The sequence below is a fragment of the Parasphingorhabdus marina DSM 22363 genome, assembly GCF_900128895.1.
Classification (GTDB): Bacteria; Pseudomonadota; Alphaproteobacteria; order Sphingomonadales; family Sphingomonadaceae; genus Parasphingorhabdus; species Parasphingorhabdus marina.
In genome coordinates this window covers 625,221-648,108 of the sequence record NZ_FSQW01000001.1, presented here as the reverse complement: position 1 = coordinate 648,108, position 22,888 = coordinate 625,221, and the positions used below count along the sequence as shown (strand labels likewise).

Below are 22,888 nucleotides of genomic sequence, written 5' to 3'. Positions count from 1 at the left end.
ACATGCCCCAGTTTAAATCGAAGATCGCGGCCGGCTCGGAGAGCTTTGCCCAGAACCGCAAGGACATGCTGACGCTCATCGAGCATTTGCGATCGCTGGAACAGCGCGCCGTCGACGCTTCCGAAAAGCGGCGGCCGACATTTGAAAAGCGCGGTCAGCTGACGCCGCATGAGCGGCTCAACCGGCTGCTCGATCCGGGCATGCCGTTCCTGCGGCTCTACAACATGGCCAATTATCTGCTCGAGGATCCCGATCCGGAGACCAGCATTCCGGGTGGCAGCGTCATTCTCGGCATTGGCTTCGTCAAGGGCGTGCGCTGCATGATCTGGGTCGATGACAGCGGTATCCGGGCGGGTGCCGCCACCGCCGGTGGCTGGGATGCCAGCAAGGGTGCCCAGAAAATGGCGCAGGATCTGAAGCTGCCCTTCATCCATCTGGTTGAAAGCGCGGGCGCGAATCTGATGGAATATAAGGTCGAGCTCTGGGCGCATGGCGGGATGCTGTTCCGTAACCTCGCCTGGCTCAGCGCCGCAGGTGTGCCCACCATGGTGGTCCTACACGGGCCGTCGACAGCTGGCGGAGCCTATATGCCCGGTATGTCGGATTATGTCATCGGCGTACGCGACAATGGCATGGCGGCCCTGGGCGGCGCAGCACTTGTCCATGCGGCGACAGGAGAAGTGGCCAATGATCGCGATCTTGGCGGCTCCGAAATGCATGCCTCCACCACAGGCACGGTGGAGTATCTGGCCGATGACGATGCCCACGGCATAGCGATTGCGCGTGACACGATCGGCCGGATCGACTGGAACAAGAACACGGCACCTATCCGGCAGAACAGCTATGAAGAGCCGGTCTACGACATTGACGAACTCGCAGGCATTGTCCCGACCGACTACACCATCCCCTATGACGTCCGCGAGGTCGCGGCACGGATTGTCGATGGTTCCGACTTCGAGGAATTCAAAAGCCGATACGGCCCCGGCACGGTGTGCATGCAGGCCAGCATCATGGGGCATTCGGTCGGAATGATCGGCAATAATGGCCCGTTCGATCCCGAAGCCGCCGCCAAGGCCACCCATTTCTTTCAGCTCTGTGACCAGTCGGAGCTACCGATCATCTTCCTCAACAATACCACCGGATATATCGTCGGCACCGAGTCCGAGCAGAAGGGCATGATCAAGCTGGGCTCGAAAATGATCCAGGCGGTCTCCAATGTCCGGGTACCAAAACTCGCTCTCTATATCGGCGCCAGTTTCGGGGCGGGCAATTACGGCATGAGCGGTGTCGCCTTTGAACCCGACTTCCTGTTCAGCTGGCCCAACGCCAAAACCGGCGTGATGGCGGGGGCCTCCGCGGCAAATACCATGAGCCATGTCGCCCGGGTCCAGGCCCAGCGCAAGGGCGTCGAGCCGGACGAGGCGGCGATTGCCAAACAGGAACAGCGGATCAAGGATATTTTCGAAGCGCAGGAAAGCGCTTTCTTCACTTCGGGGCGCGTACTGGACCACGGCGTGATTGATCCGCGGGATACGCGCAAGGTTCTGGGCTTTGCCCTGGAAACAATATTCGAGGCGCAAAACCGTACGCTCCACCCCAATGCTTTCGGAGTGGCTCGCATATGACCGAACTGCCAAAAACGGAAACGCTGGAACTGGAACTTCAAAACGGCTGGCTCACCATCTGGTTCAACCAGCCGGACAACCGCAACGCGCTGAGTGACGCTTTGGTGTCGGAATTAGCCTTTGTTTTAAAAGGCGTTCGTGAGGATCGCGCCGTCCGGGGGATCACCTTGCGCGGGCGCGGCGGCGTGTTTTGCGCCGGAGCAGATCTCAAGAATTTCAAGGAGAATTTCCAGGCAAGCGGCGATCGGGAAGCGACCATCACCATGTCGATGGGAGCCGCGGAAATATTCGACCTCGTCAATACCGCCCCGCAGGTGGTGATTGTGCTGATCGAAGGGGCAGCGATGGCCGGCGGCTTTGGTCTGTCCTGCTGCGCCGATGTAGTGATCTGCGAAAGCGGCGCGCGCTTTGCGATGACCGAGACAGCGATCGGTGTGACTCCGGCCCAAATCTCCCCCTTTGTCATCCAGAAACTGGGCTATGCTACCGGGCGCCGCCTGATGCTGACAGCGGCCCGCTTTGATGGCACCCAGGCGCATGATCTTGGCTTTGCCGATTTCATCGCGGACGATGTTGCCGGACTCGAAGCCATTGAAATGCAATTGCGCAAGCAAGTGCTGGGCGCCGCGCCCGGCGCGGTTGCAGCAACCAAGGAGCTGCTCGGCCAGATCGCCGGCAAACCGCGCGACGAAGTCATTCGCCTCGCCGCGGAAAATTTCGCGGACCGGATGGTCAGCGACGAAGCCAGGGAAGGTGTGGCCAGTTTCTTCGAAAAACGCAAACCCAGCTGGGTGGTGAAACCATGACAAAACAAATCTCCACACTTCTTGTTGCCAATCGCGGCGAAATTGCCTGCCGGGTCATGCGCACGGCGCGGGCCATGGGCATCCGTACCGTCGCGGTCTATTCGGATGCCGATGCTGAGGCACCCCATGTACAAATGGCGGATGACGCCGTTCGTATCGGTCCCGCGCCGGTGAACGAATCCTATCTGCAGATCGAGACCATTATTGCAGCGGCGAAAGAAACCGGCGCGGATGCCATCCATCCCGGCTATGGTTTCCTGTCGGAAAATGCCGCCTTCTCGCAAGCCTGTGCCGCCGCCGACATCATCTTTGTCGGCCCGCCGGAACAGGCGATTGACGTGATGGGTGACAAAGCGCGATCCAAGCGCGCCATGATCGCCGCCGGTGTGCCCTGTGTGCCCGGCTATCAGGATGATGATCAATCCGACGCAACCCTCATCGCCGAAGCGAAAACAATCGGCGTGCCGCTGATGGTCAAGGCCGCAGCGGGTGGCGGCGGTCGCGGCATGCGACTGGTCCATGATCAGGCGGATGTTGCCAATGCGATCAAGCTCGCGCGATCCGAGGCAGAAAACGCCTTCGGAAATGGCGAGCTGATCCTGGAAAAAGCGATCATCAAACCCCGCCATGTCGAGCTGCAGGTCTTTGCCGACAGTCACGGCAACACCATCCATCTCGGCGAACGGGACTGTTCGGTACAGCGACGGCACCAGAAAGTCATCGAGGAAGCCCCCTGCCCGGTCATGACACCCGAATTGCGGGTGGAAATGGGCGCAGCAGCTGTCGAAGCTGCGCGTGCGGTCGATTATCGCGGCGCCGGCACCGTCGAATTTTTGCTCGATCCATCGGGAGAATTCTATTTTCTCGAGATGAACACCCGGCTGCAGGTCGAGCATCCCGTCACCGAGGAAATCACCGGTCTTGATCTGGTCGCTCTCCAGCTGAAAGTTGCGCAAGGCGACTCTCTCGGTCTTGCGCAGGAAGATGTGACACTGACCGGCCACGCGATGGAAGTGCGGCTCTATGCCGAAGATCCGGCCGACGATTTTCTCCCGAGCACCGGGCATGTCGATCTGTGGCACCCTTCGGACATTGCCCGGGTGGACGACGGTATTGCCACCGGCGGCGAGGTCTCGCCTTTCTACGACAGCATGGTTGCCAAGATTATCACCCACGGCGCCACCCGCGAAGATGCGCGGCGCAAAATGGTTCGCGCTCTGGCCGAGACCGCGCTGTTCGGTCCAAAGACCAATCGCGACTTTCTGATCGACGCGCTGGGCAAGCCGGACTTTTGCAGTGGCCAGGCGACAACAGCTTTCATTGCGGAAAATTATGGCGAGGGCGGCGTCGATCTCGGCGCGCATGATTTCGGGACTTTTGCAGTGGCCGCAGCCTTGCAGCACAAATTGCGCCAACAGGCGGCCCACGATCTCGCGCTCAACGTGAATCCGGAGATGCTCGACTGGTCCACGACCGGCAGCTTGCACAGTGTCATGCAATATGAAGGGCTTGCGGCGGCTTGCGGTGGCGACGGGCTGATCCATCTGCATGTCGAGGCACCAGAACGCTATCGTGTCGAAGCTGGCGAGAACAGAGCTCAGGTCGAATTGCTCGAACTCGGCGACACCACAGCCAGATTGCGTGTCGACGGGCACGGGACAACGGCCATCTATCACAGCCACCACCGGGATCTGCATGTGGCCCTGCCCACCCGATCCGTTTCCGTAACCGACCAGACCGGACTCAGCGCCATGGAAGATGCCGGCGGTGGCGGTACTGTGGTTGCCCCGATGCACGGGCTGCTGCTGGAAATTCTGGTCGAGAGCGGTGCAACCGTCAGCAAAGGCGACAAGCTGGCGGTGCTGGAAGCGATGAAGATGCAACACGAAATTCTCGCAGAGATTGACGGGGTTGTGGAAACGATCGCCGCCAGCGCCGGCAACCAGATCGCCGCCGATGACCTGATCCTGGAAATCACCCCGAACGCAGAAGAAGAAGAGGCATGATGAAAAACCCGATTTGCGAGATGCTGGGCATCGAATTCCCGCTGGTAGCCTTTTCCCATTGCCGCGATGTCGTGGCGGCGGTGTCTCGCGCCGGGGGCATGGGCGTATTTGGCGGTGTCAACTGCACGCCGGAAACGCTCGAGGAAGAGCTCAGCTGGATCGATGATCATGTCGATGGCAAGCCCTATGGGCTGGATATCATTGTACCGAACAAGGTCGAAGGCAAAGGCGAGCAGATTGATATTGATACGACCCTGGCGATGATCCCGGAAGAACATAAGCGCTTTTCCAGTGACATCATGGCGCGTCATGGCGTCGATCCGGGGGATCTGGAACCGATGCGCCGCGAACAGGCGGCCGGAACAGACAATTTGCGCGGTGGTACCGCCGGGGCTCTGCTAGAGGTCGCATTCCGCCATCCGATCAAGTTGATCGCCAATGCGCTGGGCATTCCGCCGCAGGTAATGACGGAGCTCGGTGCGAAGCATAATGTTCCGGTGGCCGCTCTGGTCGGGACGAAGGAACATGCCCTGTTACAGGTCGCGGCCGGCGTGGACATCATCATTGCTGTCGGCGGGGAAGCCGGTGGTCATACCGGTGATGTGGCCACCATGGTCCTGATCCCGGAAGTCTGCAACGCGCTCCGCGAGATGGGCGATGATACACCGGTGCTGGCTGCCGGCGGCATTGCCACCGGTTCCCAGATGGCCGCTGCCATGGCGATGGGGGCTGCCGGCGTCTGGTGCGGCTCGGTCTGGCTGACGACGGCAGAGGCGGAAACCAACCCGGTAGTGAAAGAGAAAATGCTGCAGGCCAGTTCGCGAGATACGGTGCGCGCCAGATCACGGACCGGCAAGCCGTCGCGTCAGCTGCGGTCACCCTGGACCGATGCCTGGGAAGCCGAAGGCGCGCCGGAGCCGCTTGCCATGCCCCTACAATCGCTAGTTGCCGAACCGCCGCTTCGCACTATCGACAAGTTGAGTCAGGGCGATAATCAGGGCGCGAAAGATCTCGCCACCTATTGGGTCGGCCAGGGTGTCGGGCTGATGAACCAGCAGATGACGACCGGTCAGGTGGTACAGGAGTTCAAGGAAGATTTTCTGGCCGCCTATGAACGGCTGGCCGCCAATCTCGAGGAATAGCCGAAGGAAGAACATGGCCGAAACAACCGCTCAGCAACCGCTCGCCGGGATCAAGGTCGTCGAATTTTCCACCATGATCACGGCCTCTCTGGCCACGATGATGTTCGCGCAACAAGGGGCGGATGTCATCAAGGTCGAGCCACCCGGCATGGGTGATCCAATGCGCTGGCTGGGTAGCCGCAAGGACAGCATTTCCGGCCTGTTCAACAATTGCAACCGCGCCAAGCGTTCAATCACGCTCGATCTCAAGTCCGATGATGGTGTCGCAGCCGCCCGCAAGCTGTGCCTTGAAGCGGATGTCGTCATTCACAACTACCGCACCGGGGTCATGGACCGGCTGGGCCTCGGCAGCGCCGCATTGCGCGCGGAACGGCCCGAACTCATCTATTGCGCCATTACCGGTTTCGGGCACCAGGGGCCATTGTCTGACCGGCCGGCCTATGATCATGTCATGCAGGCGATGACCGGTTTCATGTCGCTGCAGGGACATCCCGAAAGTTTCGCCTATGTCAAAACCCTGCTGTGCGACAAGCTGACCGCATACACTGCGGCTCAGGCGATAACCGCTGCGCTGTTTGCCCGCGAGCGCATGGGTGAAGGCCAGCATATCGACCTGTCCATGCTCGCCAGCTGCGTCGCGTTTCTCTGGCCGGATGGCGGGATGCACCTGACGCTCAAGGGAGATGATGTCATTCACGGCGTGCCCTTTGCCGATTATTATCAGCTGCCGCTGCGCACAACGGACGGGGCCATAGCCTATGCGGCCATGTCGGACGATCACTGGGAAGCCGTCTTCGATATGATCGGACGGGAAGACCTCAAGGCAGAGGAAAAATACAAGGGCATCGAAAACCGCAGCCTGCGCATGGGAGAACTGGCCAGCCTGGTTGCCAGTGAACCGCCGCGGATGAACACCACCGATCTCGTCGCCGGACTGGCTGAACGAGACGTGCCGGCTGCCCCCTGCATGTCACTGGAGGAAATCCAGAACCATGAACAATTTGTCGCCATGGGCGTTTTCGAAGATCAGGATCACCCGTTACTCGGTCCTCTGAAAAATGCGGGTTCGCCGGTCCATTTTGCCGGGCAGAAACTCCCGCCTTGCGGACCCAGCCCGGCACTCGGGCAGCATACGGATGACATATTGGCGGAAATCGGAATGAAAGGTGCATGATCAGATGATGCAACAGGCGCAGGATTTTCTCGACGAAAGCGAAGCCATATATGCGCTGGTCAGTGATCTGTCCGATGCCCGGATGGAACAGGAGACCGGCTTCAAAAGCTGGACGATCAACGCGATATTGCGCCATCTGCATATCTGGAACATGGCGGCCTACTGGTCGCTCACAGAACCGGAGCGATTCCACGCCTTTTTCCGCGAAGCCATGGGCGGCATGAAGGGTCAGACATCCATGCGGTTTTTTGAATCCGATTATTTGGGCGGCCTTTCGGGAGCAGAACTGGTAAAGACATGGCGCGATTTTTATCAGAAAATGGCGCCGGAATTCGGCGCAGCGGATCCGTCAATGCGGGTCGAATGGGCAGGCCCTTCGATGAGCGTCCGTTCCTCGATCACGGCTCGTCTGATGGAAAACTGGTCCCATGCCCAGGCTATTTATGATGTGCTCGGACTCAGCCGCGAAAATACCGACCGGATTCGCAATATCGTCATGATCGGCCTCAACACCTATGGCTGGACTTTCAAGGTCAATGGCGAAGAAGCCCCGGAGCCCGTCCCGTTCCTCAAGCTCACCACCCCGTCCGGAGCGGTCTGGGAACTTGGTGACGACAACACGGCAGAACGCATTGAAGGGCTGGCCGAGGAGTTCTGCCAGGTCGTCACCCAGACCCGCAATATTGCGGATACCGGTCTGCACGTCACCGGGCCCAACGCGACCCGTTGGATGGAAATTGCCCAATGCTTCGCCGGTGGAGCGGAAAAGCCCCCGGCACCGGGCACCCGCTCTATCAAGTCTGGGTAATATTATCTATCAATTGCGCCTATTGCTGCATCCGTGAATCCGGCTATGTTCCAAAGAAAAAGGAGAGATTCGGATGCGTTGGCAGATGGCAGATATCTGGGAAAATATTGCCCAGGCAATTCCCGACAAACCGGCAATAATTGACGGCGAAAAACGGTATGACTGGGCAGAATACGAGAACCGTGCCGCCCGCATTGCGCAGGTCCTCGCTGATCATGGTCTTTCGGCCGGTACCAAGCTTTCCATCTACGCCAATAATTGCGCGGAATATATGGAATCGCAGTTTGGTGCGTTCAAAGCGCGGATCTGCCCGGTCAATGTCAATTATCGGTATCTCGAGGCCGAGCTGACCCATGTCATCACCAACAGTGACAGCGAGGCGCTGATCTATCAGGCCCGGTTTGCACCAAGGGTTGCTGCCATTCGGGACAAGCTGCCGGAAGTGAAGCTTTTTCTGGAAATCGCCGATGGTTCCGGCGAACATATGGACGGTGCCGTCGATTATGAAACCGCCCTGCAAGGCGCGTCACCGATGCCGGTGATCGAACGGTCCAACCAGGATCTGTATATGCTCTATACCGGCGGAACGACCGGTATGCCTAAGGGCGTGATGTATGATCACGAGACATTTGCCAGCAATCTTTTCACCAAGGGTTTCGAGATGCGGGAAATGACGTTGCCTGATGGCGCGGACGGTTTCGGCCCGCTGACCCAGGCACTGCACGCCGCCGGGGCCGCGACACGATCCATCCCTGCCTGTCCGCTGATGCATGGAACCGGCATGTGGATCGGAGCAATGATCCCGCATTCGCTGGGTGGCTGTGTCATCCTGTTCGACAATCAGCATTTTGACCCGCACGCCTTGTGGCAGCTGGCGCAGGACGAGAAAGTCACGGACCTGACCATCGTCGGCGACGTGTTTGCGAAGCCGATGCTCCAGGCGTTGAATGATGCGCGTGACGAAGGCCGGGCCTATGATCTGGAATCGATCCAGATGATCGGTTCTTCCGGTGTGATGTGGTCATCCGAAGTGAAGAAAGGCCTGCTCGAGCATATCGAAATGGTCATTGTCGACAGCATGGGATCGACCGAAGGCAGCATGGGCGCGTCGGTCACCACACGCGAAACCACCGAAACCGACAAGACCGCCAGCTTCGAAATGGCGGAGACAACCAAGATCCTGACCGAAGAAGGCAAGCCGGTGGAGCCGGGGTCTGACGAGATCGGCCTGATCTGCAATGGCGGGATGGTGCCGCTGGGCTATTACAAGGATGAAGAAAAAAGCGCGGCCACGTTCAAGACCTTTGATGGCGTCCGCTATTCCATACCCGGCGACTATGCCAGGGTCGAAGCCGATGGCACGGTCACTCTGCTCGGCCGCGGGTCTATCTGCATCAACAGCGGCGGCGAAAAGATCTTCCCCGAGGAGGTCGAGGAAGTGCTCAAGACCCATGACAGCGTCTATGATTGCCTGGTTGTCGGGGTGCCCGATGACCGGTTCGGCGAGAAGATCACCGCTGTCCTGTCCGTGAGCAGCGGCGCGCAATTTGACGAATCCGCGCTGAATGACCATGTCCGGTCGCATCTCGCGGCCTACAAGGCGCCGCGGGCTTTTATCACGGTCGACGATGTCCCGCGCGCCGCCAATGGCAAGGCGGGTTACAAGAAGGCGAAGGAAATCGCCCTTGATGCACTCGATATGGCCGTCGCCTGACCCCGCCGCCTCAGGGCTGCCAGTCAAACTGCTTGTGATATCTCGGAATGAACAGCTTCCGGCCCTTGATGGCTGATGTCAGCAACGGGCCGGTCACGCCGAATGGCAAGGCACTGGCGCCCTTGTCTTCGCCCAGCGGCAGAAGGATCAGCGGTTTGGGCCAGGGCTTGTAAGGTCTGGCGCGGTCCAGCGGCTTGCCCCCAATCACAGCCTTGAGCGTTTTGGTCAGCCATTCAACCTGTCGCGTGAGACCGACAATGGTCATCGTATCACTGGTGGATGCGATATCGCCGATAGCAAACAGGTTATTGTGCGGTACCGGTCGCAGCCACTTGTCGACGATGACCCGGCCATCTTCCGCAAAATCAACGCCTTCGACCGACTTCATGATATCCGTAACCGGCAGGGTGCCAATGGCGGGAATGACCAGATCGACATTGATCGGGAAGCCGTCAGACAGCAGCAGTTTGCCAGTTGCCGGTTTATAGGGCTGATCGCTTTTCTCCAGTTTGGCAATCCGTTCCCCCAGCCGCAGCTTGACTCCCAGCTCGCCAAGTTGCCGGGCGATCGAACGTCCCAGCTTTTTCGGATAGTCGGGGAATAGTCCGTTATCTGCCGTGACCAGCGTGATCTGTTTCTCCGGCCGTACTGCGGCAATCTCGCCAGCCAGCTCGACACCCACCGCACCGGCGCCGACAATAGCAATGGAACCGGCCTTGTCGATCCGGGTCATGGTCTTGCGGACATTTTTGAGAAATGCCGCACTGTCATCCCCCTGCATCTTGAAGGGCGCGGCATATTGTGATCCCGTCGCCACCACCACAATGTCCCCGGAAATTTCCTCGCCATTTTCCAGGATTGTCGTGGTGTCCCGGAAAGACTTCGCCCGGGCCAGCACCATCCGGCCATTTTGCAGCAATCCGTCATAGGGCATGATGATCTGGTCCAGCAGATCCGGTTGCGCCATTGCGCGGATCATTGCGACATTATGTACCCATTTGTCGCGTGGCTCGATCAACGTCACGTCCGCGCGATTATCAAGCGCCTTGGCGAGCATCGTTCCGGCATAGCCGCCGCCGACAATGGTGATCCGTTTGGTCATGGGCACCCTTCCCTGTTTTGTTTTACCTTAGCTGGTTAAATCGTTGACGGCAGCTGCAAATTGTCGCCATGTTCCGACAGCATGAAGGTGCAGCTGATCCACAATCCCGCTTCGGGGACTCATCACGAATTGCGGCTGAACATGCTGGCGCAAGCCTTTGCCGCATGTGGGGCTTCCGTCACGTCAGGCACAACCCGGCTTGACGGAGACACAGAAATACATCCCGACAGTGATCTGCTTTGCATTTCGGGGGGAGATGGCACTTTGGGCCTGGTCATATCCGCCTTGTTAAACCAGGGCGCGAACATCCCGGTTTGCGTTTTTCCGGCGGGCACAGTCAATCTCGTAGCACGGGAACTGGGCTATGCCAGCGATCCCGAACTGTTTGCCCGGGAAGTGATGGCAGGATTTCTCGCGGGACCGGCAGGTCGCCTCGCAGAGCCGGTTCTGGTTACGGACCATGCTCCTGTGATTGCCTGTTTCAGCGCCGGTCCGGATGGCGTGGCCGTGGCCCGTCATTCTCCGGGGCTGAAAAAACGTGTCGGCAAAATCGCCTATGCCTTATCCTTCCTGCAGCTGTTCCTGCGCTGGCCCCGCCACCGCTTCGATCTGCAAGTGCGGCGGACAAATGGCGAGATCTCCGCTCTCTCCTGCGAGGCATTCTATATTGCCAAAGGCCGGTTTTTTGCGGGCCCGTGGTCGCTGTCACCTGACGCATCTCTTGGACGGAAAAGCTTTGAACTAGTTGCGCTCAACCGCGCTGGACGCCGGGGATTCTTGCGTTTCATCTGGTCCGTGGCCCGCGGCAGGAATCCGGGTAATCTTCCGCATGTTGAAAGCATGACCGCGCAGTCGGTGGAGTTGCAGGCCGATACCCTTGCCAGCCTCGCGGCAGCATTTCAGGTTGACGGTGATCCGGTGAGCGCAGTTCCGTCTGCCATCAAAATGAGCGAAAGCCGGATCGAATATTGCCTGCCCCGGGCGGGTTAGGCGGCCCGGCAATGTCCGGCGATCAATTCGACCATATGCGGCAATTTGCTGGGCGGAAGGTCGTGGCCCATGCCGTCGACCAGCCGGAATGACGCGTCATCGACATTGGCCGCGATATCCGCGCCGCAAGGGTGGGGAATCAGCGGATCGTCGGCACCGTGGATCACCATGGTCGGTACCGAAATTTTCCGCGTTTGGGGCCGCAGATTGCCGGTCTGGATGATTGCAGCCATCTGCCGCCTGGTACCTGGCGGATAAAAACAGCGATCAATCGCCTGTTGCAGCAATTCCTTGCGTTCCTCGGTCCGCTTGCGGCCCTCTTCCGAGGCGATGATGGTCGAAAAGGCAATGCCGTTTTCCAGGGCTTCTTCGGGATTTCTGGCCCTCGCTCTTGCGGCACGGAACAGAACCTTGCGCACTTCCGGATTGGCGCCCGGCAGATCAGGTGCATTGGTCGAAGACATGATCGGCGTGAAGCTGTGCACCCGTTCGGCATGGTTGGCCGCCACCAGCTGACCGATCATCCCGCCCATGGATGCGCCCACGATATGCGCGCGTTCAATCTCCAGCGCGTCGAGTACACCAACCGCATCCTCCGCCATATCGTGCAGGTCATAGGGCGCGAGATTTCTGCCCGGGAAGAATTTTTTCGCCAGGAGCTGACGGATCGGGCCAGGCGCGCGCATACCGTCAAATTTATGCGACAGCCCGACGTCCCGGTTGTCGAAACGGATCACCCGGAATCCGGAATCCACCAGGCCGTGGACAAGATCCAGCGGCCAGTAAACCAGCTGGGCAGAAAAGCCCATGATCAGCAGAATTGCCGGATCGTCGGGATTCCCGTAATCCTCTACTTCAATATTGATGCCATTGGCGGTAACCTGCATGCTGTGGTCCTGATCGAAACTTGTTGAAAATATCAGCAAAACCGTAGCACAAGTGCCACATTGCACAAGAACCGATCAGGGCGGGTCCAATGATCCGGTGCCGCTGGCAATAATCGTGACAGGTCCGGCCTGCACCACGCCCAGTCGGGCAATCTGGTTATCATCGTCGACCACAGCCTGGGCACCCAGCTGTGCGGATACCTTGACCGCCTGGGCAGCCAGTTTTTCAATCCGGACGCGATAGGTTCCGTACGGCACGCCTTCGAACAGGAAGAATCCGTCAAATTCCGTAAGTGTCGAACGTACCAGCCGGCCTTCGCCATCCACCAGCTCCAGACTGACTCCGGCCAGCACCCCGCCACCTTTGCGGCGAAGGGTTCCTTCGACCTCTCCGGCACTGACAAGAGGCAATTCCACTGTTGAAGCCACACCGGGTCTTGGCGTTACAACGACACCCGGCAAGGCCGGCTGGACATAGGGGTCACTCAGACTGCTGGTGTCGATGCCGATCAGTACCGGCCGGAACGGCTGCAGATTGTCGATCACGGCCCGCCCGTTGGCATCGGTCGGCGTCAGTGCCGTGGTCTGGCCTGCCGTCAGTTCGACATTTTCTACCAGTTTTTCATGAGCTTGCCGGACACCATCGCCATTTTTGTCGCGATAGACAATTGCCAGCGCCTGGCCATTGCTGGCGAGCTTGTTGCTGGAAAAGCGGAATTTGCCGTTGCGCGGGTCCGGGCCCAGACTGAATGCGAGATTGAGACCCGCCGCCACCGAGCCGTCCGAAGCGGCTTCCGCGCTGGCAGTGAGCGAGAATTTGTCAAATCGCCGGATGATCCCGATTCCTGCGCGCGCGCGATCGAGCCCGGCATCATAGCCCAGCTCTGCGCGCCAGTCAGCGCGTTCACCCGCGCGCCATTCGCCGGTGAAATTCACCCGTTCGAAACGTTTTTCCGGAGCTACCCGGTATATTGCCTCGCCGCGCAACCGGACACGACCGATTCGGCCGTTCGCCAGCATCCGGGCTTCAACAATATCCGGTGGATCGGGTCCAAATGCGCTGAACTGCTTTTCCCAGGCAACCTCTCCGGTCAGCGAAAAACGGCGCAAATTCAGGGATGCGCGGCCGACAAAGTCCAGTGAAGCCGCTCCGTCTGTTTTCGTTTCATACTGGGCGTCAATGTGGAAGGGCACAATCTTGTTGCCGATCTTGAAATTGTGATCCAGCGCGACGCGATGTCTTCCGTTCACGTTTTGATCTATCCGGTCAGAGACAAACCCGCCCTGCGCCCAGATGGTTTCGGCAGTGATGAAGGTTTCTCCGAGCTCTCCGAGCAACTGGCCGCGGAAAGCGGTACCGCTCTCCAGATCCGAAGAGGCCGACAGCTCGACCAGTGTCGGGCCCACGGCCCGCCGGACAGAACCTTCGAGATAATTGCGCCGTGTGCCGTCAATTTGCAGGCTGAACAGCGATGCCGCAACAGATGTCTTGGTGTTGATTCCGCGTTCCAGGCCAAAACCGCCGCGCCAGCCGGACTGGCGGATCGGCAATTTGCTGCCGAGACGGATCAGGTCTTCGCCCGCATCCTGAACCCCGGCCCAATACCAGGTCTTGCGCGGAGGAATGGAGTCGAGACCCACTGGAACCGTCTGGGTTTCCCGCCGGACCTGGCCTTGCGGACCATATAGGACCACTTCGAACCGGTTTTGGCCGTACAGCAACGGCACATCGACAAATTCATAGCGGCCGTCGGCTCGGTTTTCGGCAAAAGCCAGCAACTGGCCATTGCGATAGAGTTCCGCATCCCATCCCGCAGGCAATTCGCCCCGGAAACTGGTCCGGTCAAAGGCGTCGGGGCGATCCACCGGCCGATTGGTGACCAGGGCTCCCCTTCCCACCGTGCTCTGGGACACCAGCGCGGTCGATGCCGTGGCGACATCGCCCAGGGCAAAATGGGTTGCCTTCAGCGGGCCAAGCAATTCACCCTTGGGATCCGTGCGATAGGCACGCACCCGGAGATTTTCGGGGACGCCATTGTCGTCCGACGACAACCGGGCGTCAAAGGAGGCTTTCCCGACCTCTCCGGACGCAAACAGTTCGTATCGGACGTCCAGATCCTGACCTGACCGCCTATCGCGCAAGCCGCCGGCAGATGCCACGACATCCACCGAAGGTGTACGCCAGATCTTGTAGGACTCCGTGGATTGCGGCAGGCTCGCGAGATCGAAAGTCCGTCGCGGGCGGATCTTTGCGGCCCGTTCCTTGCGCTCCATGGCGCGCTGAAATGGCAGTTTTCTGTCAGTTTCAAGGATCAACAGTGCATTGGACAGGTCCGGGCGGAATGTCACGCCGGTCCAGCTTGACAGGGTTTTGACATTCACGCACCAGCCCTCTGGCGTGTCAAAAATATCGCCAGCGGACAGTTTTGTTTGCGTGTTCACCTTTTGTACCGTAGCACTGTCGCGCTCGATGGTCAGTGTTTCGCGTTCCGCGAACACCCAGCCAGTTGCGCGGCGCGACTTTTTATCGAGCCGGATGGGCAAATCCATCGCCATGATGACATCGGCAAAGTCGACACACACGCTGTTGCTGGTCTGATAGCCCCTGATGCCGTCGCCAAGGCTGTATCGGCCCGAGCGCAGGTCAAACAGCAGCGCATCATCGTCATGCGGTGTCCATCCGCCATTGGCCAGGGATGGCGACGCAGAAAACAGCAAAGCCGCCGAGACCAGAGCGGTCCCCGCGGCAGTTATCAGCGACCTGGCTCGCTGACGGAATATGTTCATTCGCTGTTTCATCACGTCACAAAGCCGGGCGTCTTGCCGTATTGCAGTCAGCCCAGGTCTTTGAAAAACAGACCTATCTCAGGACCAGCTGCGTCTTTGTGATCAGACCGCCCCCGGTATTGGCCGGCTCGTAATATTCAACAGACACTGGTCCCTTCAACCTGGACGCCACTTCCGCCGGCACCGGCAGTGCCACGGTCCGGTGATTGACTTCCGGATAGACGGCAATGCCGCGGGCAACCAATAGAGGCTCGCTTTCGCCCTGTTTGACCACCCGGATCTCTCCGTAGGTCGAGCGATCGCCGGTCCGGCTCAGATCAAAGGCAAATGCATGCCCGTTTTCACGTTTTTCAACGCGGGCATTGGCGATTCCGGCCGTAGCCTCGAGATTGCCCTGACGAATGATCACCGGGATGGTCACGCCATAAATAGGTGTCAGTGAAATCGAAAACCCTTCGGTGACCGGCGTCTTGGCCGTTACGCTGCGGGTTTTGGGAATGGCCCGAAAAAGCAGATGCGCGCGATATTCGCCATCGGCCAGTCCTTCGGGCGGACGCACGCCCAGGCGGATAGCCTGTGGCTGGTTGGGTGGCAGTGTCACGCGGCGCGGCGCATATCGGATCATGCTCTTCGCAGCCTGTTCGATCTCATTGGCTTCTTCCGGCGTGACATCTTCCAGCCGGCCTTCCGACGTCATCCGGCGCAGCTCGAGAGAGATGCGGTAAGTTGCTGTCTCAGAACCAATATTGTTCAGGATGACTTCGGTGCCTCGCTGCCCGTCAAGAACGATACGGGTTGGCGCCACCAAAAGATCCCCGCCTGCCTGGGCTGGACTGACGGCTGTCAGGCCCGCACAAATGGCCAGGGTCAAGCCCCCACAGGCTTTGCCCAGTCGTTTCAGACTGCTGATTTTCATAATATTCTCCGGTTTCTGGTCCTGTTCCGGATAAAGCGGCCAGACGGCGCTCATCCCCACATGGCCGACTATGGCAAAAGAGGGTTACCAAAGCGCTAACCATGGCGGCGAATGAGGCAGAAAACCGGTTTTCCCGCGCGCCATCAGTCTGCCCCAAAAGCAAAACCCGCCCCGGACGAACCAGGACGGGCTTGCTTTGATCATGCGCTGGTTTCAGCCCATGAATTCAATGACTTGTCCCGATTCAGGGATAGTCGGCAGTTACGGTGAAGGTACCGGTATAGGCACCATCCGGCTGGCTGCCGCCAACTGCCAGCGAACCGCCGACCGAGAAAGCTGCTGCGCCGGCACCGTCCAGAGCAACTGCGCCCCCGGTGACCGTCGAGGTCAGCGTAGCGGTCATGTTGTCGGTTCCGTTCGACAGGATAACGTTGGCCGGAATGGAGACGTTCACCGTTTCCAGAGCCGTTCCGCCAACCGTGAAGTCTGCGGCATCGGTCGAACCGGAACACACCAGTGCGCCGCCACAGCTGCTGAGGTTGCCGGCATTGTCGACAACAACGGCACCGCCCGTGCCATCTACAACGATCGTACCGAAGTCGAGAGCTGTACCGGCATCGTTGGTCAGCGTTACTTCGGCAAGGATGTTGGCACGCGCATCAGCAGATGCGGTTGCAGCCTGAGCTGCACCGGCACCCATGACGGAGGCGGCAAGAACGGAAGAAGCCAAAGCGGCTTTGATAAATTTAGACATAAATCTGGTCCCTATTTTCACTACTGTACAAATGCCTGGCGCCTACGGTGCATTCAGCCAAACCCACTGGCCGAACGTCGCTATACGCCAACATTCAGCGATGCTTATGGGGATCAAAGGATAATGTTTTGCTCTTAGCCATGGTTAAAATTGGCTTAACCTGTGTCACATCGCGCAACATTTCTGTTCAGCACAGGCAAATGCCCAAATTTTCCGAAACGTTGCCGGTTCAGATATGTTCGCCGGTCAGTCGCTGGCAAATCAGGTCGAGCTGATCGAGATTGCTATAGGAAATGGTCATCGCACCGGCACCACCGTCGCCTTTGGACTGGATGCTGACCTTTAGCCCCAGCAAGTCACCAAGATGATTTTCAACGGCGCGAATATCGGCATCATTTTCACTGTTCGAAGCGGATGTCCGGGATGTCTTGCGCCGTGATCCACCCAGCGCCTTGCGCACAAGTCGTTCGGTATCGCGAACTGAAAGTCCTTTTTTAACAATGGTTTGAGCAATTTCCGTGGCATCCGGTGCGTTGACCAGAGCCCGCGCATGCCCCATGCTCAATTTGTCTTCGGCAACCAGCTCGCGCACCGGTTCGGGCAATTCCAGCAGCCGGATCAGATTGGCGATATGGCTGCGCGACTTGCCAACAATTTCCGCCAGCTTCGCCTGGCTGTGACCATAATCTTCCTTGAGCCGTGCGTAAGCTTCAGCCTCTTCCAGCGCATTGAGATCTCGCCGCTGGACATTCTCAACAATGGCGATTTCCAGCGTTTCGGCATCATTTAACTGCCGCACGATGGCGGGAATATGATGCAGTCTGGCGCGCTGGGCGGCGCGCCAGCGCCGTTCGCCAGCGACAATCTGGTAATGCTTGCCGTGAGTCCGGACGACAATCGGTTGAATGACTCCGCGCTCCCGCATGCTGTCAGACAATTCGTCGAGCGCCGCATCGTCAAAACGTTGCCGGGGCTGGTCAGGATTGGGCCGGATTTCCGAAATGGAAATCATGCGCAGGCCATCGGTGCGCTCCGCCGCACCGGCATCACTTGCGGCAACACCTTCAGGACCTATTGCAAGCGGCTCTTCGCGCTGCATTTCCCCGAACAGGGCATTGAGCCCCCTGCCCAGACCCGTTGCCTTTTTGGCCGGTTTTTTGCGATCCTGTGCATTTTCGTCATTTTTTGCCATCACGCCGCCACCTTCCGTTCCGGCAGTCGTGAAATCAGTTCGCGGGCCAGATTGATATAGGCCTCGGATCCCATACATTTATGATCATAGATCAGCGCCGGCAAGCCATGGCTCGGGGCCTCCGAAAGCCTCACATTTCTGGGAATAACCGTATCAAAGACGACATTTCCCAAACAAGCCCGAACGTCGTCGGACACCTGCTCCGTGAGCTTGTTGCGGCGGTCATACATGGTCAAAACCACGCCCATGACCGACAGACCGCGATTGAACCGCGCGCGGATCCGCTCGACCGTTTGCAGCAGCTGACTCAGCCCTTCGAGCGCGAAAAACTCGCATTGCAGCGGAACCAGCAAGGATTCCACCGCCACCATGGCATTGAGCGTCAACAACCCGAGCGATGGCGGACAATCGATCAGGCAAATGTCCCACTGGTCAATATCAGCGCCATCCAGGGCTTTTTTCAGCCGGTGCGTGCGCTCCTCAAACTCCACCAGCTCCACTTCCGCCCCCGACAAGTCCACAGTGGCCGGAACGACATCCAGCCCCGGAACCCGTGTAGGGGTGACACATTCCTCAAGCGAAATATCGGAAACCAGCAAGTCATAGCTGCTATTGACCCGGTCGTTCTGGTTGAGACCCAGACCGGTGGAGGCATTGCCCTGAGGATCCAGGTCGATCAAAAGGACTTTCCATCCCGTCGCCGCCAAAGCCGTTGCCATATTGATGGCCGTGGTCGTCTTGCCGACACCGCCTTTTTGATTGGCAATTGCTATACGGACCATGTCTTTACCTCACTATCCGGCTGGAAACCGCAGTTTTCAGCCAGTTCCGACAAGAATACCTGCCTCAGCATCGGTTACACTCTGTTCCACGTGGAACATTTTTCGACGCCTGGGCGAAAGTTCCTGCAATTCCCTTACCGCATTTTTGCCTTTTGGTAAGAGCCAAAGCGTCTTTTCTGTGGAAAACCGGTGCGAAAGTGAAAGCAATTTGCCTAGTGGGGCAAAAGCTCTCGCACTGATGACATCCACTGGAAAACTCTCCATCACTTCCAGCCGGCTCCCCTGCACTGTTGCTTGACCGCCTATATCAATCGCGTCGACCACATGCTGCAAAAAGGCGATACGCCGTGCCCGGGATTCTACCATTTGCACGTGGAACCCGCCCAATATGGCGATAATGATTCCGGGAAAGCCGGCTCCGGTCCCGAGGTCCAGCCATGTTCCAGAGCTGATCTGTTCGGGGACGTACAGCAGCAACTGGGCACTGTCGACGACATGACGTGCCCAGACATGCTCTGCACTGGCTTTGGAAATCAAATTCTGGTGCGCCATTTCCTGTCGCAAAATCTCGAGAAATTGCTCCAGCTTCTGCCATTGCCGATCGCCTATCTCAAAATTATCTCGCAGCCAGGCCTGCGCCTCTGCTTCGTTCATGCAGCTTTCCGGGCATTTTTCCGCCGGGTATGCACCAATATGGCGGCAAGAGCAGCAGGGGTGACACCCCGCACCCGGGAGGCGGCCGCCAGTGTATCCGGCCGGGCGGCTTTCAGTCGTTCGACCATTTCATTCGAAAGCCCGGCAATTGCGCCATAATCCATGGCGGGATCCAGAGTGATTTGCTCGTTCGCGCGCAAGTCCCTGAGTTCGGCTTCCTGCCGCTCCAGATAGGGCGCATAGCGCGCATCCTCTTCAATCTCCGCCTGGAGCCGGGAACAGGACACCGAGAGATCCGGTTCAATCTGGCTCAACAGATCAAGCGCGACATCCGGAAAACGCAGCCACGCAAACAGGGACTGCCTGGTCCCGTCGCGGCGCACCTCAAGGCCGGCAGATGCCAGATCTTCGGAGCCATAGTCCTTTTCCAGAATCCGCAGGATCTCCGCACGTTCGCGCGAGCGGTTGACAAACCATGCAGTCCGTTCCGGACCCAGGCAACCCAGCTCCCTGGCGACCGGGCTCAGTCGGGTGGTCGCATTGTCGGCACGCAACCGCAGGCGATATTCGGCCCGTGCCGTCAACATCCGGTAAGGTTCGGTCACACCCTGAAGGACCAGATCATCAATCATGACCGCCATATAGCTGGTGCTGCGATCCAGTTCGAGCGCAGCCTTGCCTTGCACGACACATGCCGCGCCGATACCGGCAATCAATCCCTGCGCAGCGGCCTCTTCATATCCTGTTGTGCCATTAATCTGTCCGGCACAATACAGGCCTTCCAGATCGCGGACTTTCAATGAACGGTCCAGCGCCCGGGGATCAATATGGTCATATTCGACGGCATAGCCCGGGACGACAATTTCCGCCTGCTCGAGACCTGACATGGTCCGCACAAAGGCTTCCTGGACATCAGGCGGCAGCGAGGTGCTGATCCCGTTGGGATAGACGAGATGCGTGTCCAGTCCTTCCGGTTCCAGGAATACCTGATGCGAATCCCGATCGGCAAAGCGGTGAATCTTGTCTTCGATTGACGGACAGTAGCGCGGTCCCTGCGCGTCGATAGCACCACTGAACAACGGCGATCTGTCCAGAGATTCACGAATAATATCATGGGTTTGCTTGTTCGTCCGGCTAACCGCACAAAAGACCTGGGGTACCGTCCGGCTTTTGGTCACTGGCGACATCGTCCAGTCTTCGCCGTCCGAAGGCTGTTCCGGCAATTCGGCCCAGTTGACCGTGCGCCCGTCGATTCGGGGGGGCGTGCCGGTCTTGAGCCGCGCGATCGGCAATCCGGCGCCGCGGATCTGTTCTCCCAGAGACAGGGAAGCCGCCTCCCCCGTCCGGCCACCAGCCACGCTTTCCTCGCCGCGAAACAGTTTGCCATTGAGGAATGTGCCCGTTGCCAGAATCACCGCCTGGGCCATCAGTTTCGTGCCGTCGGCCATCACAATACCATCTACCCGGTATCCGCTCAGGATCAGAGAAGACACCTCGCCTTCGACTATTGACAAACCGTCCAGCTCGTCCAGCATCCGGTGTATGGCCCGCCGGTAGAGGGTGCGATCCGCTTGTACCCGGGGTCCCTGCACAGCAGCTCCCTTCGACAGGTTGAGCATCCGGTAATGGATAGCGGCCTCATCCGCAGCGCGCCCGATCAGGCCGTCAAATGCGTCGACTTCGCGCACCAGATGTCCTTTGCCCAGGCCGCCGATGGCGGGATTGCAGGACATCGCCCCGATGCCGTCCCGGGTAAAGCTCACCAGCGCCACACGCACGCCCATGCGCGCAGCTACTGCCGCTGCTTCACAGCCGGCGTGCCCGCCACCAACAACAATGACATCAAAGTCCTGATTCATGCTGCCGCCCATAGCTCAAGCGGGGTTGGAGGTCAAAATGATCTGCGTTCCAATCGTCCTGTTCCACGTGGAACAGTGCAGATCATTTTCCGATGCAGAAATTTCCGAACAGGCTGTCCAGCATGTGCTCGGTGCTGGCGCGACCGGTCAGGGCATCCAGTTCCTGTCGCGCGAGCCGCAGATTTTCCGCAATGATCAGAAAATCTGATTCCGTACCGATGTCCGAGACATGATCGTGAACCGCAGCCAGATGTCCGGCCTGCCGCTCGTTGACACTGAGCTGCTGGTCTGCCGGCAGCAGGTCTGCCGCCTTTTCAATCAACAGGTCCACCAGATCATTCATGCCTTCCCCCGTGATCGGTGAAAGCGCCAGGACTCCGGATGACTTCTTGCGATGTTCCGGATGATCCTTGCGGGCAGCCAGTTCAATCAACGCCATGGAATCCGGACCTTGCCCTTCCTCTCCCAGCCAGAGGATCACATCCGCCTGATCGAATTGCTTGTGCGCCCGTTCAATGCCAATTTGCTCAATTTCCTCGCCCGCTTCGTCCCGCAATCCGGCCGTATCAACAAACAGGAACGGAATTCCGCCCAGCGCCACTGGCACTTCGATAACGTCGCGTGTTGTGCCAGCGATATCCGAAACAATCGCCGCTTCCCGGTCCACAAGCGCGTTGAGCAATGTCGACTTTCCGCTATTGGGCGGACCACCCAGGACCACGCGAATTCCCTCGCGCAATTTTTCTGTTCGAGGCCGTTTCAGGATATCACCAATCGTGGTTGCCAGTGTTCCCGTAGACTGTCGGATTTTTTCCAGCTGGGCCGGAACAACATCATCTTCGTCGGAAAAATCCAGCTCCGCTTCGACCTGCGCCGAAAGTGCCAGCAACATTTTTTGCCATTCTTCCACCTGGCGAGAGAGACTTCCACCCGCCATTTGCATGGCGGAACGGCGCTGAATTTCGGTTTCCGCAAACAGCAGATCCGACAGGCCTTCCGCTTCGGCGAGGTCCATCCGGCCATTGGCGAACGCCCGCCGGGTAAATTCTCCCGGCTCGGCCTTCCGAAGACCGGTTTGTTTTGAGAGGACAGACTCTATCGCGCGAACCACGGCCCGGCCGCCATGACAATGCAGTTCGGCCAGGTCTTCACCAGTTGCGGTGTGCGGGCCGGGAAACCAGAGCGCGAGTGCCATATCAAGCAAATCATCGCTGTCCGGATCGCGGACCTGGACCAGCGAAGCGCGCCGTTCATCAGGCACTGACCCGGTCAGGTTGCATAGCACATCCCTTGCCCGGTCACCGGAAACGCGCAGCACCGCAATCGCCGCCGGAGGCTGTCCGCTCGACAGGGCAAAAATCGTATCTTCAGCGGACATTTATTATATCTATTTGATATTTAATCTTTTTTCTTGGATGTCGATGGCTTCTTGCCGTTGGAAGAACCGCCCATGGCGCCGCCCAGGAAAGAGGAAAACATCTTGATCCCCGCCTCGCCCATCGGGGCAATGATCTTGGTGAAATTCTGCAGCTGTTCCACCGAACTCGCACCTTGCAGGAATTTGGACATTTCCTTCACATAGGTTTCGTTGAGCTTGCCGACGTCCGGCAAACCCATCAGCCGACGAGCCTCTTCGGGTGTGCAATCCAGTTCCACGGTTACTTTCATTTGAACTTCCTCCGGTTTTTGT

At 58.7% G+C, this 22,888-nt stretch carries 19 protein-coding genes; 8 read left to right on the top strand and 11 right to left on the bottom strand.

What is annotated here, in order from left to right:
• Positions 1-2 precede the first annotated feature (2 nt).
• The 7 genes from BUQ90_RS03225 to BUQ90_RS03195 all read left to right on the top strand — a co-directional run bounded on the left by BUQ90_RS03225 (position 3) and on the right by BUQ90_RS03195 (position 9,275).
• Positions 3-1,625 (top strand): acyl-CoA carboxylase subunit beta, encoded by a 1,623-nt coding sequence (locus BUQ90_RS03225; protein WP_074203689.1) that lies wholly within the window; start codon positions 3-5, stop codon positions 1,623-1,625.
• A complete protein-coding gene (locus BUQ90_RS03220; RefSeq protein ID WP_074203688.1) occupies positions 1,622-2,431 on the top strand; it encodes an enoyl-CoA hydratase-related protein in 810 nt (269 codons plus the stop codon). Before BUQ90_RS03225 ends, BUQ90_RS03220 begins: the two co-directional genes overlap by 4 nt.
• Entirely contained in the window at positions 2,428-4,437 is a 2,010-nt protein-coding gene (locus tag BUQ90_RS03215; RefSeq protein WP_074203687.1) for an acetyl/propionyl/methylcrotonyl-CoA carboxylase subunit alpha, read from the top strand. The genes BUQ90_RS03220 and BUQ90_RS03215 overlap by 4 nt, the downstream gene beginning before the upstream one ends.
• Positions 4,434-5,579 carry an NAD(P)H-dependent flavin oxidoreductase gene (locus BUQ90_RS03210; protein WP_239447342.1) on the top strand — a complete coding sequence of 382 codons (1,146 nt, stop codon included), beginning with the start codon at positions 4,434-4,436 and terminating at the stop codon, positions 5,577-5,579. Before BUQ90_RS03215 ends, BUQ90_RS03210 begins: the two co-directional genes overlap by 4 nt.
• Positions 5,580-5,592: 13 nt before the next feature.
• Positions 5,593-6,753: a CaiB/BaiF CoA transferase family protein gene (locus tag BUQ90_RS03205; protein WP_074203686.1), complete on the top strand. Its 1,161-nt coding sequence runs from the start codon at positions 5,593-5,595 to the stop codon at positions 6,751-6,753.
• Positions 6,746-7,561 carry a TIGR03084 family metal-binding protein gene (locus BUQ90_RS03200; protein WP_239447341.1) on the top strand — a complete coding sequence of 272 codons (816 nt, stop codon included), beginning with the start codon at positions 6,746-6,748 and terminating at the stop codon, positions 7,559-7,561. The genes BUQ90_RS03205 and BUQ90_RS03200 overlap by 8 nt, the downstream gene beginning before the upstream one ends.
• Positions 7,562-7,634: 73 nt before the next feature.
• Positions 7,635-9,275, top strand: a complete 1,641-nt coding sequence (locus tag BUQ90_RS03195; RefSeq protein ID WP_074203685.1) for an acyl-CoA synthetase — start codon at positions 7,635-7,637, stop codon at positions 9,273-9,275.
• Positions 9,276-9,285: 10 nt separating this feature from the next.
• On the opposite strand, the gene BUQ90_RS03190 is transcribed toward BUQ90_RS03195, so the two are convergent.
• Positions 9,286-10,377: an NAD(P)/FAD-dependent oxidoreductase gene (locus BUQ90_RS03190; protein ID WP_074203684.1), complete on the bottom strand. Its 1,092-nt coding sequence runs from the start codon at positions 10,375-10,377 to the stop codon at positions 9,286-9,288.
• A gap of 60 nt (positions 10,378-10,437) precedes the next feature.
• Between BUQ90_RS03190 and BUQ90_RS03185 the strand changes: the two genes are divergently transcribed.
• Entirely contained in the window at positions 10,438-11,367 is a 930-nt protein-coding gene (locus BUQ90_RS03185; protein WP_159437015.1) for a diacylglycerol/lipid kinase family protein, read from the top strand.
• Here BUQ90_RS03185 and BUQ90_RS03180 read toward each other — a convergent pair.
• From BUQ90_RS03180 to BUQ90_RS03135, 10 genes are all read right to left on the bottom strand, one after another.
• Positions 11,364-12,254, bottom strand: a complete 891-nt coding sequence (locus tag BUQ90_RS03180; protein ID WP_074204838.1) for an alpha/beta fold hydrolase — start codon at positions 12,252-12,254, stop codon at positions 11,364-11,366. The two genes, BUQ90_RS03185 and BUQ90_RS03180, sit on opposite strands and share 4 nt — an antisense overlap.
• A 75-nt stretch (positions 12,255-12,329) precedes the next feature.
• On the bottom strand, positions 12,330-15,041 hold the full coding sequence (locus BUQ90_RS03175) for a carboxypeptidase-like regulatory domain-containing protein (RefSeq protein WP_074203682.1): 2,712 nt from the start codon (positions 15,039-15,041) through the stop codon (positions 12,330-12,332).
• A 73-nt stretch (positions 15,042-15,114) separates the two neighbouring features.
• Positions 15,115-15,957 (bottom strand): fimbrial biogenesis chaperone, encoded by an 843-nt coding sequence (locus BUQ90_RS03170; protein ID WP_143182790.1) that lies wholly within the window; start codon positions 15,955-15,957, stop codon positions 15,115-15,117.
• A gap of 244 nt (positions 15,958-16,201) precedes the next feature.
• Complete coding sequence (locus BUQ90_RS03165) at positions 16,202-16,711, bottom strand: DUF4402 domain-containing protein (RefSeq protein ID WP_074203681.1); 510 nt, start codon at positions 16,709-16,711, stop codon at positions 16,202-16,204.
• Positions 16,712-16,940: 229 nt separating this feature from the next.
• On the bottom strand, positions 16,941-17,903 hold the full coding sequence (locus BUQ90_RS03160; RefSeq protein WP_074203680.1) for a ParB/RepB/Spo0J family partition protein: 963 nt from the start codon (positions 17,901-17,903) through the stop codon (positions 16,941-16,943).
• A complete protein-coding gene (locus BUQ90_RS03155) occupies positions 17,903-18,685 on the bottom strand; it encodes a ParA family protein (protein ID WP_074203679.1) in 783 nt (260 codons plus the stop codon). Before BUQ90_RS03155 ends, BUQ90_RS03160 begins: the two co-directional genes overlap by 1 nt.
• Before the next feature lie 36 nt (positions 18,686-18,721).
• A complete protein-coding gene (gene rsmG / locus BUQ90_RS03150) occupies positions 18,722-19,339 on the bottom strand; it encodes a 16S rRNA (guanine(527)-N(7))-methyltransferase RsmG (RefSeq protein WP_074203678.1) in 618 nt (205 codons plus the stop codon).
• Positions 19,336-21,198, bottom strand: coding sequence for a tRNA uridine-5-carboxymethylaminomethyl(34) synthesis enzyme MnmG (gene mnmG, locus BUQ90_RS03145; protein WP_074204836.1), 1,863 nt, complete (start codon positions 21,196-21,198; stop codon positions 19,336-19,338). The genes rsmG and mnmG overlap by 4 nt, the downstream gene beginning before the upstream one ends.
• Positions 21,199-21,280: 82 nt before the next feature.
• Positions 21,281-22,576: a tRNA uridine-5-carboxymethylaminomethyl(34) synthesis GTPase MnmE gene (gene mnmE, locus BUQ90_RS03140; RefSeq protein WP_074203677.1), complete on the bottom strand. Its 1,296-nt coding sequence runs from the start codon at positions 22,574-22,576 to the stop codon at positions 21,281-21,283.
• 20 nt (positions 22,577-22,596) lie between these two features.
• Positions 22,597-22,866 carry a DUF6489 family protein gene (locus BUQ90_RS03135; protein WP_074203676.1) on the bottom strand — a complete coding sequence of 90 codons (270 nt, stop codon included), beginning with the start codon at positions 22,864-22,866 and terminating at the stop codon, positions 22,597-22,599.
• Positions 22,867-22,888 lie beyond the last annotated feature (22 nt).

What these genes read in the sequence shown, in the direction of transcription:
- BUQ90_RS03225 (WP_074203689.1), top strand. Translation starts at nt 3, where the DNA reads ATGCCCCAGTTTAAATCGAAGATCGCGGCCGGCTCGGAGAGCTTTGCC.
- BUQ90_RS03220 (WP_074203688.1), top strand. Translation starts at nt 1,622, where the DNA reads ATGACCGAACTGCCAAAAACGGAAACGCTGGAACTGGAACTTCAAAAC.
- BUQ90_RS03215 (WP_074203687.1), top strand. Translation starts at nt 2,428, where the DNA reads ATGACAAAACAAATCTCCACACTTCTTGTTGCCAATCGCGGCGAAATT.
- BUQ90_RS03210 (WP_239447342.1), top strand. Translation starts at nt 4,434, where the DNA reads ATGATGAAAAACCCGATTTGCGAGATGCTGGGCATCGAATTCCCGCTG.
- BUQ90_RS03205 (WP_074203686.1), top strand. Translation starts at nt 5,593, where the DNA reads ATGGCCGAAACAACCGCTCAGCAACCGCTCGCCGGGATCAAGGTCGTC.
- BUQ90_RS03195 (WP_074203685.1), top strand. Translation starts at nt 7,635, where the DNA reads ATGCGTTGGCAGATGGCAGATATCTGGGAAAATATTGCCCAGGCAATT.
- BUQ90_RS03190 (WP_074203684.1), bottom strand. Translation starts at nt 10,377, where the DNA reads ATGACCAAACGGATCACCATTGTCGGCGGCGGCTATGCCGGAACGATG.
- BUQ90_RS03180 (WP_074204838.1), bottom strand. Translation starts at nt 12,254, where the DNA reads ATGCAGGTTACCGCCAATGGCATCAATATTGAAGTAGAGGATTACGGG.
- BUQ90_RS03175 (WP_074203682.1), bottom strand. Translation starts at nt 15,041, where the DNA reads ATGAACATATTCCGTCAGCGAGCCAGGTCGCTGATAACTGCCGCGGGG.
- BUQ90_RS03170 (WP_143182790.1), bottom strand. Translation starts at nt 15,957, where the DNA reads ATGAAAATCAGCAGTCTGAAACGACTGGGCAAAGCCTGTGGGGGCTTG.
- BUQ90_RS03165 (WP_074203681.1), bottom strand. Translation starts at nt 16,711, where the DNA reads ATGTCTAAATTTATCAAAGCCGCTTTGGCTTCTTCCGTTCTTGCCGCC.
- BUQ90_RS03160 (WP_074203680.1), bottom strand. Translation starts at nt 17,903, where the DNA reads ATGGCAAAAAATGACGAAAATGCACAGGATCGCAAAAAACCGGCCAAA.
- BUQ90_RS03155 (WP_074203679.1), bottom strand. Translation starts at nt 18,685, where the DNA reads ATGGTCCGTATAGCAATTGCCAATCAAAAAGGCGGTGTCGGCAAGACG.
- rsmG (WP_074203678.1), bottom strand. Translation starts at nt 19,339, where the DNA reads ATGAACGAAGCAGAGGCGCAGGCCTGGCTGCGAGATAATTTTGAGATA.
- mnmG (WP_074204836.1), bottom strand. Translation starts at nt 21,198, where the DNA reads ATGAATCAGGACTTTGATGTCATTGTTGTTGGTGGCGGGCACGCCGGC.
- mnmE (WP_074203677.1), bottom strand. Translation starts at nt 22,576, where the DNA reads ATGTCCGCTGAAGATACGATTTTTGCCCTGTCGAGCGGACAGCCTCCG.
- BUQ90_RS03135 (WP_074203676.1), bottom strand. Translation starts at nt 22,866, where the DNA reads ATGAAAGTAACCGTGGAACTGGATTGCACACCCGAAGAGGCTCGTCGG.